The 14,670-nt window shown below is 73.2% G+C and carries 12 protein-coding genes; 7 read left to right on the forward strand and 5 right to left on the reverse strand.

The genetic code is table 11. The features are described 5' to 3' along the window. The first annotated feature begins 144 nt into the window (after positions 1-144). The 4 genes from BLW85_RS10230 to BLW85_RS10245 all read left to right on the forward strand — a co-directional run bounded on the left by BLW85_RS10230 (position 145) and on the right by BLW85_RS10245 (position 5,355). Positions 145-936, forward strand: a complete 792-nt coding sequence (locus tag BLW85_RS10230) for an MIP/aquaporin family protein (RefSeq protein WP_070027853.1) — start codon at positions 145-147, stop codon at positions 934-936. Between the two features lie 69 nt (positions 937-1,005). Next, a complete protein-coding gene (glpK, locus tag BLW85_RS10235) occupies positions 1,006-2,544 on the forward strand; it encodes a glycerol kinase GlpK (RefSeq protein ID WP_070027855.1) in 1,539 nt (512 codons plus the stop codon). A 47-nt stretch (positions 2,545-2,591) separates the two neighbouring features. After that, positions 2,592-4,208 carry a glycerol-3-phosphate dehydrogenase/oxidase gene (locus BLW85_RS10240; protein WP_074991883.1) on the forward strand — a complete coding sequence of 539 codons (1,617 nt, stop codon included), beginning with the start codon at positions 2,592-2,594 and terminating at the stop codon, positions 4,206-4,208. A 217-nt stretch (positions 4,209-4,425) separates the two neighbouring features. Then, positions 4,426-5,355 carry a PAC2 family protein gene (locus BLW85_RS10245; protein ID WP_070027859.1) on the forward strand — a complete coding sequence of 310 codons (930 nt, stop codon included), beginning with the start codon at positions 4,426-4,428 and terminating at the stop codon, positions 5,353-5,355. A gap of 72 nt (positions 5,356-5,427) precedes the next feature. Here BLW85_RS10245 and mshC read toward each other — a convergent pair whose 3' ends face one another. The 4 genes from mshC to BLW85_RS10265 form a co-directional block, all read right to left on the reverse strand. Then, positions 5,428-6,657: a cysteine--1-D-myo-inosityl 2-amino-2-deoxy-alpha-D-glucopyranoside ligase gene (mshC, locus tag BLW85_RS10250; protein WP_070028027.1), complete on the reverse strand. Its 1,230-nt coding sequence runs from the start codon at positions 6,655-6,657 to the stop codon at positions 5,428-5,430. 105 nt (positions 6,658-6,762) lie between these two features. Further along, entirely contained in the window at positions 6,763-7,590 is an 828-nt protein-coding gene (locus BLW85_RS10255; RefSeq protein ID WP_074991884.1) for an SCO1664 family protein, read from the reverse strand. Further along, positions 7,554-8,144, reverse strand: coding sequence for a DUF3090 domain-containing protein (locus BLW85_RS10260; protein ID WP_070027862.1), 591 nt, complete (start codon positions 8,142-8,144; stop codon positions 7,554-7,556). The genes BLW85_RS10255 and BLW85_RS10260 overlap by 37 nt, the downstream gene beginning before the upstream one ends. 91 nt (positions 8,145-8,235) lie before the next feature. Next, complete coding sequence (locus tag BLW85_RS10265) at positions 8,236-8,922, reverse strand: histidine phosphatase family protein (RefSeq protein WP_070027864.1); 687 nt, start codon at positions 8,920-8,922, stop codon at positions 8,236-8,238. A gap of 62 nt (positions 8,923-8,984) precedes the next feature. Between BLW85_RS10265 and corA the strand changes: the two genes are divergently transcribed. Continuing rightward, positions 8,985-9,986: a magnesium/cobalt transporter CorA gene (gene corA, locus BLW85_RS10270; protein WP_074996034.1), complete on the forward strand. Its 1,002-nt coding sequence runs from the start codon at positions 8,985-8,987 to the stop codon at positions 9,984-9,986. Between the two features lie 210 nt (positions 9,987-10,196). Here corA and BLW85_RS10275 read toward each other — a convergent pair whose 3' ends face one another. After that, positions 10,197-11,252, reverse strand: coding sequence for an LLM class F420-dependent oxidoreductase (locus tag BLW85_RS10275; protein WP_074991885.1), 1,056 nt, complete (start codon positions 11,250-11,252; stop codon positions 10,197-10,199). 139 nt (positions 11,253-11,391) lie between these two features. Between BLW85_RS10275 and BLW85_RS10280 the strand changes: the two genes are divergently transcribed. Then, the gene (locus tag BLW85_RS10280; RefSeq protein WP_070027867.1) at positions 11,392-12,375 is read left to right on the forward strand and encodes an aldo/keto reductase; all 984 of its coding nucleotides are present in this window, start codon (positions 11,392-11,394) and stop codon (positions 12,373-12,375) included. Then, positions 12,372-14,648, forward strand: coding sequence for a helix-hairpin-helix domain-containing protein (locus BLW85_RS10285; protein WP_074991886.1), 2,277 nt, complete (start codon positions 12,372-12,374; stop codon positions 14,646-14,648). Before BLW85_RS10280 ends, BLW85_RS10285 begins: the two co-directional genes overlap by 4 nt. Positions 14,649-14,670: the final 22 nt, after the last annotated feature.

Here is a 14,670-nt window from a genome sequence, read left to right on the forward strand (position 1 = left end):
GGCATTGTCGAACACCTACCGGCAATACGCGTTAGAGTGTGACAAGCCAAGGGCCGGCATCGCTCTCACCCCCGAGGGCGCCAGAACTCCCGGTGGGATTCCGGGGTTCGGCTTACCCCTGGACGAAGGACAAAGGAGTCGCGGGTGTCCAGCTCCGACATCTTCATCGGCGAGACCATCGGTACCGCCATACTCATCCTGCTCGGCGGCGGCGTCTGCGCCGCCGTCACGCTGAAGGCCTCCAAGGCCCGTAACGCCGGTTGGCTCGCCATCGCCTTCGGGTGGGGCTTCGCCGTCATGACGGCCGTGTACATCTCCTCGCCGCTCTCCGGCGCCCACCTCAACCCGGCCGTCACCGTCGCCCTGGCCATCAAGAACAGCGACTGGAGCGACGTCCCGTACTACCTCGGCGGTCAGCTCCTCGGCGCCATGATCGGCGCGGTCCTGGTGTGGCTCGCCTACTACGGCCAGTTCCACGCGCACCTGACCGACAAGGAGATCGTCGGCGGCCCGGGCGCCCAGGCCACCTCGGCCAAGGCCGTCGAGGCCCAGGAGAAGGGCGCGGGCCCGGTGCTCGGCATCTTCTCCACCGGCCCGGAGATCCGGAACATCGCGCAGAACCTCGCGACGGAGATCATCGGCACCATCGTGCTGATCCTCGCGGTCCTCACGCAGGGCCTGAACAACCAGGGCAACGGCCTCGGCCCGCTCGGCGGCCTGATCACCGCGTTCGTCGTGGTGGCCGTCGGCCTCTCCCTCGGCGGCCCGACCGGCTACGCGATCAACCCGGCCCGTGACCTCGGCCCCCGCATCGTGCACGCACTGCTCCCGCTGCCCAACAAGGGCGGCTCCGACTGGAGCTACGCCTGGATCCCGGTGGTCGGTCCGCTGATCGGCGCCGCCATCGCGGCCGGCATCTACAACGCCGCCTTCTAGGAACCCCCGGGTTCCGGCGCACGCGCCGTACGTTCAGCCCCCTCACCACGGACCTTTCAGGAGCACACAGTGACCGACGCCCACACCGCAGGCCCCTTCATCGCGGCGATCGACCAGGGCACCACCTCCTCGCGCTGCATCATCTTCGACCGGGACGGCCGCATCGTCTCCGTCGACCAGAAGGAGCACGAGCAGATCTTCCCCAAGCCGGGCTGGGTCGAGCACAACGCCAACGAGATCTGGACCAACGTCCAGGAAGTCGTCGCGGGAGCCGTCGCCAAGGCCGGCATCACCCGTGACGACATCAAGGCCATCGGCATCACCAACCAGCGCGAGACCACCGTGCTGTGGGACAAGAACACCGGTGAGCCCGTCCACAACGCCATCGTCTGGCAGGACACCCGCACCGACGCCCTGTGCCGGGAGCTGGGCCGCAACGTCGGCCAGGACCGCTTCCGCCGCGAGACCGGCCTGCCGCTGGCCTCCTACTTCGCCGGCCCCAAGGCCCGCTGGCTGCTCGACAACGTCGAGGGCCTCAAGGAGCGCGCCGAGGCCGGGGACATCCTCTTCGGCACCATGGACACCTGGGTCATCTGGAACCTGACCGGTGGTGTCGACGGCGGCAAGCACGTCACCGACGTCACCAACGCCTCGCGCACCCTGCTGATGAACCTCCACACCATGGCGTGGGACCAGCGGATCTGCGAGTCCATCGGCGTGCCGACGCAGATCCTGCCCGAGATCCGCTCCTCCGCCGAGGTCTACGGCGAGATCAAGGGCGGCAAGCTCGGCGACCTGCTCGGCGGCATCCCGGTCGCCTCCGCGCTCGGCGACCAGCAGGCGGCCCTGTTCGGCCAGACCTGTTTCTCCGAGGGCGAGACCAAGTCGACCTACGGCACCGGCACCTTCATGGTGATGAACACCGGCGACAAGATCATCAACTCCTACGCCGGTCTGCTGACCACCGTCGGCTACAAGATCGGCGAGCAGCCGACGGTCTTCGCCCTGGAGGGCTCGATCGCCGTCACCGGCTCGCTGGTGCAGTGGATGCGCGACCAGATGGGCCTGATCTCCACCGCCGCCGAGATCGAGACCCTCGCGCTCTCGGTCGAGGACAACGGCGGCGCCTACTTCGTGCCGGCCTTCTCCGGCCTGTTCGCCCCGCACTGGCGCTCCGACGCCCGCGGTGTGATCGCCGGCCTGACCCGGTACGTCACCAAGGCGCACCTCGCGCGCGCCGTCCTGGAGGCCACCGCCTGGCAGACCCGGGAGATCGCCGACGCCATGACCAAGGACTCGGGCGTCGAGCTGTCCACCCTCAAGGTCGACGGCGGCATGACCGCCAACAACCTGCTGATGCAGACGCTCTCCGACGTCCTCGACGCACCGGTGGTGCGCCCGATGGTCGCCGAGACCACCTGCCTCGGCGCCGCCTACGCCGCCGGCCTCGCCGTCGGCTTCTGGTCCAGCACCGACGAGCTGCGCGCCAACTGGCGCCGGGCCGCCGAATGGACCCCCCGGATGGACGCGGAGACCCGCGACCGTGAGTACAAGAACTGGCTCAAGGCCGTCGACCGGACCATGGGCTGGATCGAGGACGAGAGCTGAGCGGGCTTTTCGGCTCACACCGCTCTGACGAGGAGTAAGTACCCCACATGACCAGTCAGTCCACCTTGCAGTCCGTACCTGCCCTGGGGACGCGCCCGGCCTCCGGCTCCAACCCGAGCCGCGCCGAGACCAGGGAGCAGCTCGCCAAGGCGTCGTACGACCTTCTTGTGATCGGCGGCGGCATCCTGGGCATCTCGACCGCCTGGCACGCCGCGCAGTCCGGGCTCAGGGTGGCGCTGGTCGACGCCGGCGACTTCGCCGGTGCCACCTCCTCCGCCTCCTCCAAGCTGCTCCACGGCGGTCTGCGCTACCTGCAGACCGGCGCGGTGAAGCTGGTGGCGGAGAACCACTTCGAACGCCGTGCGGTCTCCCGCCAGGTGGCCCCCCACCTGGCGAACCCGCTCACCTTCTACCTCCCCGTGTACAAGGGCGGGCCGCACGGCGCGGCGAAGCTCGGCGCGGGCGTCTTCGCCTACTCCGCGCTGTCGGCGTTCGGCGACGGCGTCGGCCACCTGCTCTCCCCCGCCAAGGCGGCGCAGGACGTGCCCGAGCTGCGCACCGAGAACCTCAAGGCCGTGGCCGTGTACGGCGACGACCAGATGAACGACGCGCGGATGGCGCTGATGACGGTCCGCGCGGCCGTCGAGGCGGGCGCGGTCGTCCTCAACCACGCCGAGGTCACCGGCCTGCGCTTCACCCGGGGCCGGGTCACCGGTGCCGAGCTGAAGGACCGGCTGTCCGGTGACGAGTTCGGCGTCGACGCCCGGCTGGTGCTGAACGCGACCGGCCCGTGGGTCGACCACCTGCGCAAGATGGAGGACCCGAACGCGGCGCCGTCCATCCGGCTGTCCAAGGGCGCGCACCTGGTCCTGAAGCGGACCTCGCCGTGGAAGGCCGCGCTGGCCACCCCGATCGACAAGTACCGGATCACCTTCGCCCTCCCCTGGGAGGACATGCTGCTGCTCGGCACCACCGACGAGGAGTACGAGGGCGACCCGGCGGACGTCGCGGTCAACGAGAAGGACATAGCCCAGATCCTGGACGAGGCCGCGTTCTCCGTCCGGGACCAGCAGCTCCAGCGTGACCTGATCACCTACGCGTTCGCCGGTCTGCGGGTGCTGCCGGGCGGCCCCGGCGACACCGCCAAGGCCAAGCGCGAGACCGTGGTGACCGAGGGCAAGGGCGGCATGCTGTCCGTGGCGGGCGGCAAGTGGACCACGTTCCGCCACATCGGCCGCACGATCATGAAGAAGCTGGAGGCGCTGCCGGGCCACCCGCTGGGCGACGACTTCGAGCCGATCTCCTCGCTGCCGAAGAAGCTGCCGCTGCCCGGCGTCGCCAACCCGCGCGCCGTCGCGCACCGGCTGCTGGTGGACCACCCGGCGCCCGGCCCGCGGATGGCCGCCGACACCGCCAGGCACCTGGCCACCCACTACGGCTCGCTGGCCTTCGACATCGCCCGGCTGGCGAACGAGAACCCGGAGCTGGCCGAGCGGGTCCACCCGGACGCGCCGGAGATCTGGGCGCAGGTCGTCTGGGCCCGTGACCACGAGTGGGCCGAGACCCCGGACGACGTGCTGCGCCGCCGCACCACGCTGACCATCCGCGGCCTGGCCACGGACGAGGTCCGCGCCAAGGTGCGGGGCATGCTCGACGGGAAGTAGTCCCGCAGCGCACGGGAGAAGGGGCGGCGCCGTACGCACGGGCCGCCCCTTCCGGCGCGCCCGCACAGCGGGTTTTGTCCGTGGCTCGAAGGGTGTTCGAGCGCGGGGCGCGGGGCAGTGATCCGTTCACTGCCCCGTACACGGGGGCTGCGGACGCCCCCGCGGGACGCCGTAAGGTTGGTGAGTCAAGCGAGGGCACGTCGGAAGGAGGCACTGGGTGATCGAGCTGGAGGGGGTTCCCGAGCTGATCGACCCAGTCATGGTGGCCGCGTTCGAGGGCTGGAACGATGCCGGTGACGCCGCCTCCACGGCGGTCGCGCATCTGGAACGCGAATGGAAGGGCGAGGTGTTCGCGGCGCTGGACGCCGAGGACTACTACGACTTCCAGGTGAACCGGCCCACGGTGTTCATGGACGGCGGAGTGCGCAAGATCACTTGGCCGACGACCCGGCTGTCGGTGGTCCGCGTCGGCGGCGACAAGCCGCGCGACCTGGTCCTGGTGCGGGGCATCGAACCGTCCATGCGGTGGCGCTCGTTCTGCAACGAACTGCTGGGCTTCGCCCATGAGCTGGGGGTCGAGCTGGTGGTCATCCTGGGCGCCCTGCTCGGTGACACCCCGCACACGCGTCCGGTGCCGGTCAGCGGGGTCACGTCCGACACGGACCTGGCCCGCCGGATGGACCTGGAGGAGACCAAGTACGAGGGGCCCACGGGCATCGTCGGCGTCCTCCAGGAGGCGTGCACGCACGCGGGGGTCCCGGCGGTGTCCCTGTGGGCGGCGGTGCCGCACTACGTCTCCCAGCCGCCCAACCCCAAGGCCACCCTGGCGCTGCTGAACCGGCTGGAGGACCTGCTGGACCTGCGGATCCCGCAGGGCGAGCTGCCGGAGGACGCGCGGGCCTGGCAGGTGGGCGTGGACCAGCTGGCCGCGGAGGACAGCGAGGTCGCGGAGTACGTCCAGACGCTGGAGGAGGCGCGGGACACCGCGGAGCTGCCGGAGGCGTCGGGCGAGGCGATCGCCCGCGAGTTCGAGCGGTATCTGCGGCGGCGGGACGTGAGTCCGCCGGGGGGCAAGCCCCGGCCGTCGCCGCCGGACACCCCGGGCAATCCGGCCGACGAGGACGACGAGCAGGACCCGGAGGACTGAGAGAGGGGCGGTACGCAGCGCGCGTACCGCCCCTCCTCCGTTCCCGCGGCCCCCGCAAGGGCCGCGTCGGTGCTACAGGGCCACGCCCAGCAGGGCGTCGGCCGCCCGCGTGACCAGGCCCGGGGCGCCGGTGTCCGTGCCGCCCTCCGCCTCCTGCCTGTCCGCCCAGCGGTCCACCGCGGCGAGGGCCGCGGGGGCGTCCAGGTCGTTCGACAGGGCCTCGCGGATCTCCTCGACCAGCGCGTCGGCCGAGGGGCCGTCGGGGCGGGAGACGGCCGCGCGCCAGCGGCCGAGGCGGTCCACGGCGTCCTGGAGGACCTGGTCGGTCCACTCCCAGTCGGCCCGGTAGTGGTGGGCGAGCAGCGCGAGACGGATCGCGGCCGGGTCGACGCCGTCGCGGCGCAGCCGGGAGACGAAGACCAGGTTGCCCTTGGACTTCGACATCTTCTCGCCGCCCAGGGCGACCATGCCGGCGTGGACGTACGCCTTGGCCATCGGGAACTCGCCGGTGAGCACCTGGGCGTGCGAGGCGCCCATCTCGTGGTGCGGGAAGGCGAGGTCGGAGCCGCCGCCCTGGACGTCGAAGCCCATTCCGAGGTGGTCGAGGGCGATGGCCACGCACTCGATGTGCCAGCCGGGCCGGCCGCGGCCGAGGGAGGCGCCGTCCCAGCTGGGCTCGCCCTCGCGGGCGGCCATCCACAGCATCGGGTCCAGCGGGTTCTTCTTGCCCGGGCGGTCCGGGTCGCCGCCGCGCTCGGCGGACAGCAGCCGCATGGCGGCCGCGTCGAGGCGCGAGACCGAGCCGAAGTTCGGGTCGGACTCGACGGAGAAGTAGACGTCGCCGTCCAGTTCGTAGGCCGCGCCGATGTCACGCAGCCGCTCCACCAGCGGGACGATGCCGGGTATGGCCTCGACCGCGCCTATGTAGTGCCGCGGCGGGAGCATCCGCAGGGCGGTCATGTCCTCGCGGAAGAGGGCCGTCTCCTTCTCGGCGAGGGCGGCCCAGTCGAGTCCGTCGCGCTCCGCGCGCTCCAGCAGCGGGTCGTCGACGTCGGTGACGTTCTGGACGTAGTGAACCTGCCGCTTGGTGTCGAGCCACACGCGCTGAACGAGGTCGAACGCGTTGTAGGTCGCCGCGTGACCCATGTGGGTCGCGTCGTACGGGGTGATGCCGCAGACGTAGATACGGGCGACGGGACCGGGCTGGAGGGTGACCAGGCCGCCGGTCGCGGTGTCGTGGATCCTCAGGTCGCGGCCCTGACCAGGCAGGGCGGGGACCTCGGAAGCGGGCCAGGCATGCATGTACATGAGCCTAACCGGCCGCCGGTCGCGGTTACGACCGGGATCGCGCCGGATGGCCGGTTGGGCGCTCTTGTATCTTCGGCCCCCATGTGCTCACGGGTGCGCTCACACGGGTGGCCAGGGGATCGCCGGCCACTCCCCGCCGGGCTCCGGATGCACTCCGGAGGTGAGCAGGGCGGCGACGCGGGCCCGGGTGGCGTCGAGTTCCGCGGCCGTGATCAGCGGGGTCAGCCGTTCGCCGAGGTCGCCGTCCAGGGCGTCGCGCAGCCGCTTGAGCACCTCGGTGGCGTCCGCGGTGAGGGGTTCGCCGGCCCAGCCCCACAGCAGGGTGCGCAGCTTGTCCTCGACGTTGAAGGTGACGCCGTGGTCGATGCCGTAGAGCCGGCCGTCGGCGGTGGGCAGCAGATGGCCGCCCTTGCGGTCGGCGTTGTTGATCACCGCGTCGAGGACGGCGAGCCGGCGCAGCCGCTCGTCGTCGGCGTGCACCAGCAGCGCGGTGCGGCCCTCGCCGACCTCCGCGAACCCGATCGCCTTCCAGCCGGGCTCCGGCTCCTCGGCCTCGACCAGGGCGAGCAGTTCCGCCTCGGCGTGCACGTCGATCCACAGCTGGCACATGCCCTCGCCGTAGGGGCCCTCGCGCAGCACGGTCGGCGGGACCAGCCCCCAGCCGGTGGCCTCGGAGACCTCGTAGGCGGCCACCTCGCGGGCCGCGAGGGTGCCGTCGGGGAAGTCCCACAGGGGGCGCTCCCCGGCCACCGGCTTGTACACGCAGGAGGCTTCCCGGCCGTCGTACGCGACCGTGCAGAACAGCGCGGCGTTGGAGGCGTCGCGAATACGGCCGCGTACGGTCAGCTCGCCGCGGGCGAGCAGGTCGGCGGCGCCGGGGTCGGCGGCCGTCACGCCCCGCGGCGGTATCCGTTCTGGCGCGGGCATACGTGTCCTTCCGGATCGAGCGGGAGGCTGCACAGCGGGCACGGCGGCCGCCCGGCGTTGACGACGTCGAGGGCGCGCTTGGCGAAGGCCCGGGCCTGCGCGCCGGTCAGCCGGACCCGCAGCATCGGGGGCCCGTTCTCCTCGTCCTGGAGCAGCCGCTCCTCGGCCTCCGCGAGGTCCTCCTCGGTGTCGGCGTCCAGCTCCACCAGGGCCTGCGCCTCCACGACCATGCGCTGCTCCTCGGCGTCCCAGGCCAGGGCCATGGTGCCGACGCGGAACTCCTCCTCGACGGGGGTCTCCAGCGGCGCGGTGTCGGCGACCTCGGCGGGTGCCATGGCCGGGACGGAGGCGCTGCCGCCGCTGCGGCGCACGACCTCGTCCAGGAGTTCGTCCATGCGCTCGGCGAGCGCGGCGACCTGGGTCTTCTCCAGGACCACGCTGGTCACCCGGGGGCCTGCGGTGGCCTGGAGGAAGAACGTACGGCGTCCGGGCAGTCCGACCGTGCCGGCCACGAAGCGGTCCGGCGGGTCGTAGAGGAACACCTGACGGGACACGTCCTGTCTCCATTGAGTCGAGAGTTTCGGGGGTGCGGGCCACTGCGGATGAGCGACGGCGCGGATCGCTTCACCCTACTGCGGCCGACGATCACGGTGCGCCCGCACCGCCACCGACCGGTGCGTCGCCGTCCGGGTGCTCCTCGCGCGGGGCGAGGGAGGCGAGGTCACCGGTGTCGCCGAGGCGGACCAGGAAGGGACGCAGCCGGGTGTAGCGGATCGCGGTGATGGAGCAGGGCTCCACGGAGATCCGCTGGAAGAGGTCGAGATGGAGGCCGAGGGCGTCGGCGACCAGGGCTTTGATGATGTCACCGTGCGAGCACATGAGGTAGACCGCGTCCGCGCCGTGGTCGCGTTCCACCCGGTCGTTCCACTCGCGCACGGCCTCGGCGGCGCGGGTCTGCATGGCCCGCATGGACTCGCCGCCGGGGAAGGCGGCGGCCGACGGGTGGGCCTGGACGACCTCCATCAGCGGCTCGTCCTTGAGTTCGGCGAGCTTGCGGCCGGACCAGTCGCCGTAGTGGCACTCCCCGATCCGCTCGTCGGTGTGGACGCGCAGCTCGGGGCGGGCGGCGAGCAGCGGCGCCACGGTCTCCTTGCAGCGCTGGAGGGGGCTGGTGACGACCTCGGAGACCGGCAGCGCGGCGAGGCGCCCGGGCAGTGCGGCGGCCTGCGCGGCGCCCCGCTCGTCCAGGGACACCCCCGGGGTCCAGCCGGCGAGCACGCCGGAGGTGTTGGCGGTGGAACGTCCGTGCCTTACGAGGATCAGCGTGGGCATGCGGACCAGGGTAGGCGCATCGGGCGATGCGCCGGTGACCTCACGAAGGGAGAATGCGCTCCGTGATCGTCGACTGTGCCATCTACCGGCACGGACAGCGGACCGAGGGTCCGGAGGACCTGTCCGACGCGCTCGCCGAGGCGCGGGCCGCGGGCGGGTTCGTGTGGATCGGGCTGTACGAGCCGTCCGAGCGGGAGTTCGACCTCGTCACCCGGGAGTTCGGGCTGCACCCGCTGGCGGTGGAGGACGCCCTGAAGGCGCATCAGCGGCCCAAGCTGGAGGTGTACGAGGACTCGCTGTTCGTGGTGCTGAAGCCGGTGGTGTACGAGCCGGAGAGCGACACGGTGTCGGCGGGCGAGGTGATGGTCTTCGTGGGCGACTCCTTCGCGGTGACCGTGCGGCACGGCGAGGGTTCACCCCTGGCGGCGGTGCGGCACCGACTGGAGGAGGAGCCGGACATGCTGGACAAGGGCCCCACCTCGGTGCTGTACGCGATCGCCGACGCCATCGTGGACCGCTACCTGGAGGTGGCGACGGAGCTGCAGACGGATCTGGAGGAGCTGGAGGCGGAGGTGTTCCGGCCGGAGGCCGGGGGCACCCGCAACACGGCCTCGCGGATCTACGGCTTCAAGCGGCAGGTCCTGGAGTTCCGGCGGGCCACCGGGCCGCTGGCGCTGCCGCTGAGCCGGCTGGCGGGCGGCGGCCCGCCGGGCAGCGGCGGCGCCCTGCCGTTCGTGCACGACAAGGCGCGGCCCTTCTTCCGGGACGTGGGCGACCACCTGGCGCGGGTGAACGAGTCGGTGGAGGGGCTGGACCGGCTGGTGTCCGACGTGCTGTCGGCGCATCTGGCGCAGATGAGCGTGCGGCAGAACGACGACATGCGGAAGATCTCCGCCTGGGCGGCGATGGCGGCGGTGCCCACGATGATCGCCGGGATCTACGGCATGAACTTCGACCACATGCCCGAGCTGCACTGGCTGTGGTCGTACCCGGCGGTGATCCTGGTGATGGCGTTGCTGGAGGTGCTGCTGTACCGGCTGTTCAAGCGGCGCGAGTGGCTGTGAGGAGCACGCGCCGTTCCAGGAGCGTCGTGCAGTCGGTCTCGGGCGGGACGGGCACCGGGGTGAGGCCGCGCCTGCGCAGCAGGGCGGTGAGGCCGGACCGAAGAAGGACGCGGAGGTCCGTAACCGCTCGTCGCCCGGCGCGTTGTTCCGGGTGACGGCCGTGGCGGGGAAGACCCCCGAGCCCCCACCACGGCCGCGAAGACTTCCGCGTCAGGCGAGCCCGGCGTGCTCCAGGGCCTCGGTGCCGGCGCGCAGGGAGGCGAGCCGCTCCTCCAGCGTGAAGCCGGCGGGGGCGAGGCTGAGGGTGGTGACCCCGGCGTCGGCGTAGGCCTTCATCCGGTCGGCGATGCGCTCGACGGAGCCCAGCAGCGTGGTCTTGTCGATGAGGTCCTGCGGGATCGCGGCGGCCGCGCCCTGCTTGTCCCCGGAGAGGTACTTCTCCTGGATCTCGGCGGCCTCCTTCTCGTACCCCATGCGCCGCGCGAGCCGGTTGTAGAAGTTCTGCTTGGCGCTGCCCATGCCGCCGACGTACAGCGCGGTGTAGGGGCGGAAGGTGTCGGCGAGGGCGGCCAGGTCCTGGTCGGCGCCGACAGCGAGCGGCAGGGTCGGGCACACGTCGAAACCGTCGAGGGTCTTGCCCGCCTTCTCCCGGCCGGCCCGCAGATGCGTGAGGGTGGTCTCCTCCAGGTGCTCGGCGGCGGGGAAGATCAGCAGGGCGCCGTCGGCGATCTCGCCGGTCTGCTCCAGGTTCTTCGGGCCGATCGCGGCGATGTAGAGCGGGATGTGCTCGCGCTGGGGGTGCACGGTCAGCTTGAGCGGCTTGCCCGGGCCGCCGGGCAGCGGCAGCGTCCAGTGCTCGCCCTCGTACGACAGCCGCTCCCGGGACATCGCCCTGCGGACGATCTCCACGTACTCGCGGGTGCGGGCCAGCGGCTTGTCGAACTTCACGCCGTACCAGCCCTCGGAGACCTGCGGCCCGGAGACGCCGAGGCCGAGCCGGAACCGGCCGCCGGAGAGGGTGTCCAGGGTGGCCGCCGTCATCGCGGTCATCGCGGGCTGGCGGGCCGGGATCTGGAAGATGGCGGAGCCCACGTCGATGCGCTCGGTCTGGGCGGCGACCCAGCTGAGCACGGTGGCCGCGTCGGAGCCGTAGGCCTCGGCGGCCCAGCACACGGCGTAGCCCAGCCGGTCGGCCTCCTTGGCCACGGCCAGATTGTCCCCGTCCATTCCCGCGCCCCAGTAGCCGAGGTTGATGCCGAGCTGCATGGCCGAATCCCCTTACCCGTGAGTAACGTCACTGTGGCGCCGACCTTAGCGCGGGGGCGCGGGCGGCGCTCCGTGCGGGCCCGTACGAGTTGTCCACAGGCAACCCACCGCATCGGTTATGGCCAGTAATCTCGCGGACATGGAGCAGAGGCATCTCGGCCGTACCGGCCTGCGCGTGTCCCGGATCGGACTCGGCACCCTGACCTGGGGCCGGGACACCGAGGAGCACGACGCCGCGGACATGCTGAAGGCGTTCTGGGAGGCCGGCGGCACCCTCGTCGACACCGCCGACGTCTACGGCGACGGAGAGGCGGAGTACCTGCTCGGGCGGCTGATGGAACGGCTGGTCCCGCGCCGTGACCTGGTCCTGTCCACCAAGGCGGGCAGCGTTCCCGACCCCGAGCGCCGCTTCGACGGCTCCCGCGGCCACCTGCTGGCCGCGCTGGACGCCTCGCTGGCCCGCCTGGGCACGGACCACGTCGACCTCTGGCACATCCACGCCTACGACGCGGGCACCCCGCTGGAGGAGACGCTCCAGGCGCTCGACATAGCGGTGTCCAGCGGCCGCGCGCGGTACGCGGGGGTGTCCAATTTCTGCGGCTGGCAACTGGCCAAGGCGGCCACCTGGCAGCTCGCCGCGCCGGGCACCCGCACCCGGCTGGCCAGCACGCAGATGGAGTACTCGCTGCTCCAGCGGGGCGTGGAGCGCGAGGTGCTGCCCGCCGCGCTGGACCTGGGCGTGGGTCTGCTGCCCTCCTCCCCGCTCGGCCGGGGCGTGCTGACCGGAAAGTACCGGCACGGAGTGCCGGACGACTCGCGTGGCGCCTCCGAGCACCTGGCGCCGTTCGTGGAGCCGTATCTGGACGACACGGCGACCCGCATCGTGGACGCGGTGACCACGGCCGCCGACGGCCTCGCGGTGACCCCGCTCCAGGTGGCGCTCGCCTGGGTCCGGGACCGGCCGGGAGTCACCGCGCCGATCGTCGGCGCACGCACCGCGCGGCAGCTCACGGCAGCGTTGTCAGTGGAGGCGCTTAGTCTTCCTGACGAGATCTGCCGGGCGCTGGACGACGTGTCGGCGCCCCTGCACCGCTATCCCGATCACGACTGGAGCACGCTGTGAGCACGGAGCCGGAGACCACGGAGGAAGCCGGGCCGGGGACGCCGGACACATCGGGGGTGCCGGCGCCGCAGGACACGGCCGAGGGCGCCCCCGGTGCCGCCGAGGCGGAGGCCGACGGCGGCGCGAAGACCGACGGCGGCGCGGAGACCGACGCGCCGGAGACCGAGGCGGACGGCGGCTCGGGAGCGGCGGCCACCGACGAGGGTGCCGGTTCGTCCCAGTTGTCCGAGGCCGAGGCCGAGCTGGCCGCGCAGCGGATCGAACGGGAGCGGATCGAGCGGCGCAAGGCGGAGAAGGACGGCCCCATCCAGAGCGGCGCCAAACTGAGCGGGAAGGCGGCGGACCTGCTGGCCGCCGTCCGGGCCGTGGAGGGCGGCCGGAAGCCGGCGGGCACGGTGTTCGCCGCGCCCGAACCGGTGCCCGAGCCCGGCCCCGGGCCCGAGCGGCAGACCGGGGCGGGCCCCGCGGCCGCCCCGGCCCGCCCGGCCCCCGCCGCGGAGCCGGTGCGCAGCGCCCGGCCCGCGCCCGCCCCCAGCGGGCCCGCGCAGGAGACGGTCGAGGCCGTCCGCCGGGTGCTGGCCGAGGGCGGCGCCCCGGAGACCCTCGCCCTACAGGCGGCCACGGCGCTCGGCGAGGGCGCCGGGCCGGCCCTGCGGGAGGACCCCTGGCAGCTGCTGCGCGTTCCCGGGGTGCGGCCCGAGCAGGCGGACGGCTTCGCGCGGGCCCTGCTCGGCCCCGGCTGCGGCCCGGACGACGAACGGCGGGGCCGCGCGGTGACGGTCTGGCTGCTGGAGCAGGCGGCCCTCGCCGGGCACACCGCCCTGGACCTGCCCGCGCTCACCGCGGCACTGGCCCGGCAGGGCGTGCCGGACCCGGACGGGGCCGTGCAGAGCGCCCTCGCCGAAGGCGACGCCCTGGTCTTCCAGGACCCACTGGACGAGCCGGCCGCCCCGGCGGCCCCGCAGGAGGAGGACGAGGAGGCGGAGCCCCCGGTACGGGTCCTCGTCGCCCTGGAGCGGTACGCGCTGGCCGAGGAGAGCCTCGCCGACGGCCTGGCCCGGCTGGTCGACGCGCCGTCCCGGGAGGCGGCGCAGTCCTGGACCGCGGCCGTCGCCGCGCTGTCGGGCGGCGCGGCGGAGCTGGCCCGCGCGGTCGCCGGGCACGGCCTGGTGCTGCACACGGGCGGGGAGGCGGCCCGTGCGGAACCGGCGGCGCTGCTCGGCGCCGTCCGGGACGCGGGCCTGCGGGCCTTCGCGGTCTGCCACACGCCCGGCGGCCGGGACCGGCTCGCGACGCTGGTCCCGGGAGCGGATGCGCGGGCGGGCGTCGGCACCGTCGCGGGGCTGCTGGCCGGGGCCGAGGGCCCCGCGCGGGACGCGGACGGGGCGCTGGAGCTGGACCTGCTGCTCGTGCTGGACGCGCCCCAGCTGGACGTGGAGAGCGCCGCGATGCTGGTGGAGTCGCTGCCCGACGGGGCCCGGCTGGTGCTCAGCGGGGACCCGGCGCTGCTCTGGTCGGCCGGACCCGGGCGGGTCTTCGCCGATCTGCTCGCGGCCCGCGTCTGCCCCCAGCTCCCCTCCCGGCTCCCCGACCCCGGCCCGGTCGGCGAGCTGGTCTCCGGCATCGGCGTCGGCGAGCTGAACCAGGTGGAGGCGCCCGGCAAGGAGGTCGTGATCGTGCCGGTGCGGGACGCGGGCGAGGCCGTGCACCGCACGGTGCAGCTGGTCGCGGACTCGGTGCCGCGCGCGTTCGGCGTCCCGGCGGACCAGGTCGTGGTGATCACTCCGGGCCACGGCGGCGCGGCCGGCACCCGCGCCCTCAACGCCGCCCTGAAGGAACGCCTCAACCCCGGCCCCGGCCGGTTCGGCGGCTTCGACCCCGGCGACCGGATCGTCCACTCCCCCGCCCCGGGCCGGACCGTGCCGGGCACCGTGGTGAAGGCCGACGCGCAGGGGCTGCACCTGTCGTGCGCGGGCGCCCCCGTGGTCGTACCGCGGGAGCGGGTGGAGGGCGAGGTGCGGCACGGCTGGGCACTGACCGCGCACCAGGCGGTGGGCGGCCGCTGGCCCGCGGCCGTCGTGGTGCTGCCCGGCAATGCCGTGAAGGCGCTGAGCAGGCCATGGGTCTACACGGCGTTCGGGCGGGGCGAGCGGCATCTGTCCGTGGTGCACGGCGTGGAGCAGGCCCTGCCGCGCGCGGTCGCGGAGGTCCCGGCCAAGCCCCGTACGACCCGGCTGGGCACCCTGCTGCGCCCCCAGGCGCCGGCCGCCTGACCGAGGGGCGGGGGCCGGTGGT

The organism is Streptomyces misionensis (genome assembly GCF_900104815.1).
In the GTDB taxonomy this organism is placed as follows: domain Bacteria; phylum Actinomycetota; class Actinomycetes; order Streptomycetales; family Streptomycetaceae; genus Streptomyces; species Streptomyces misionensis.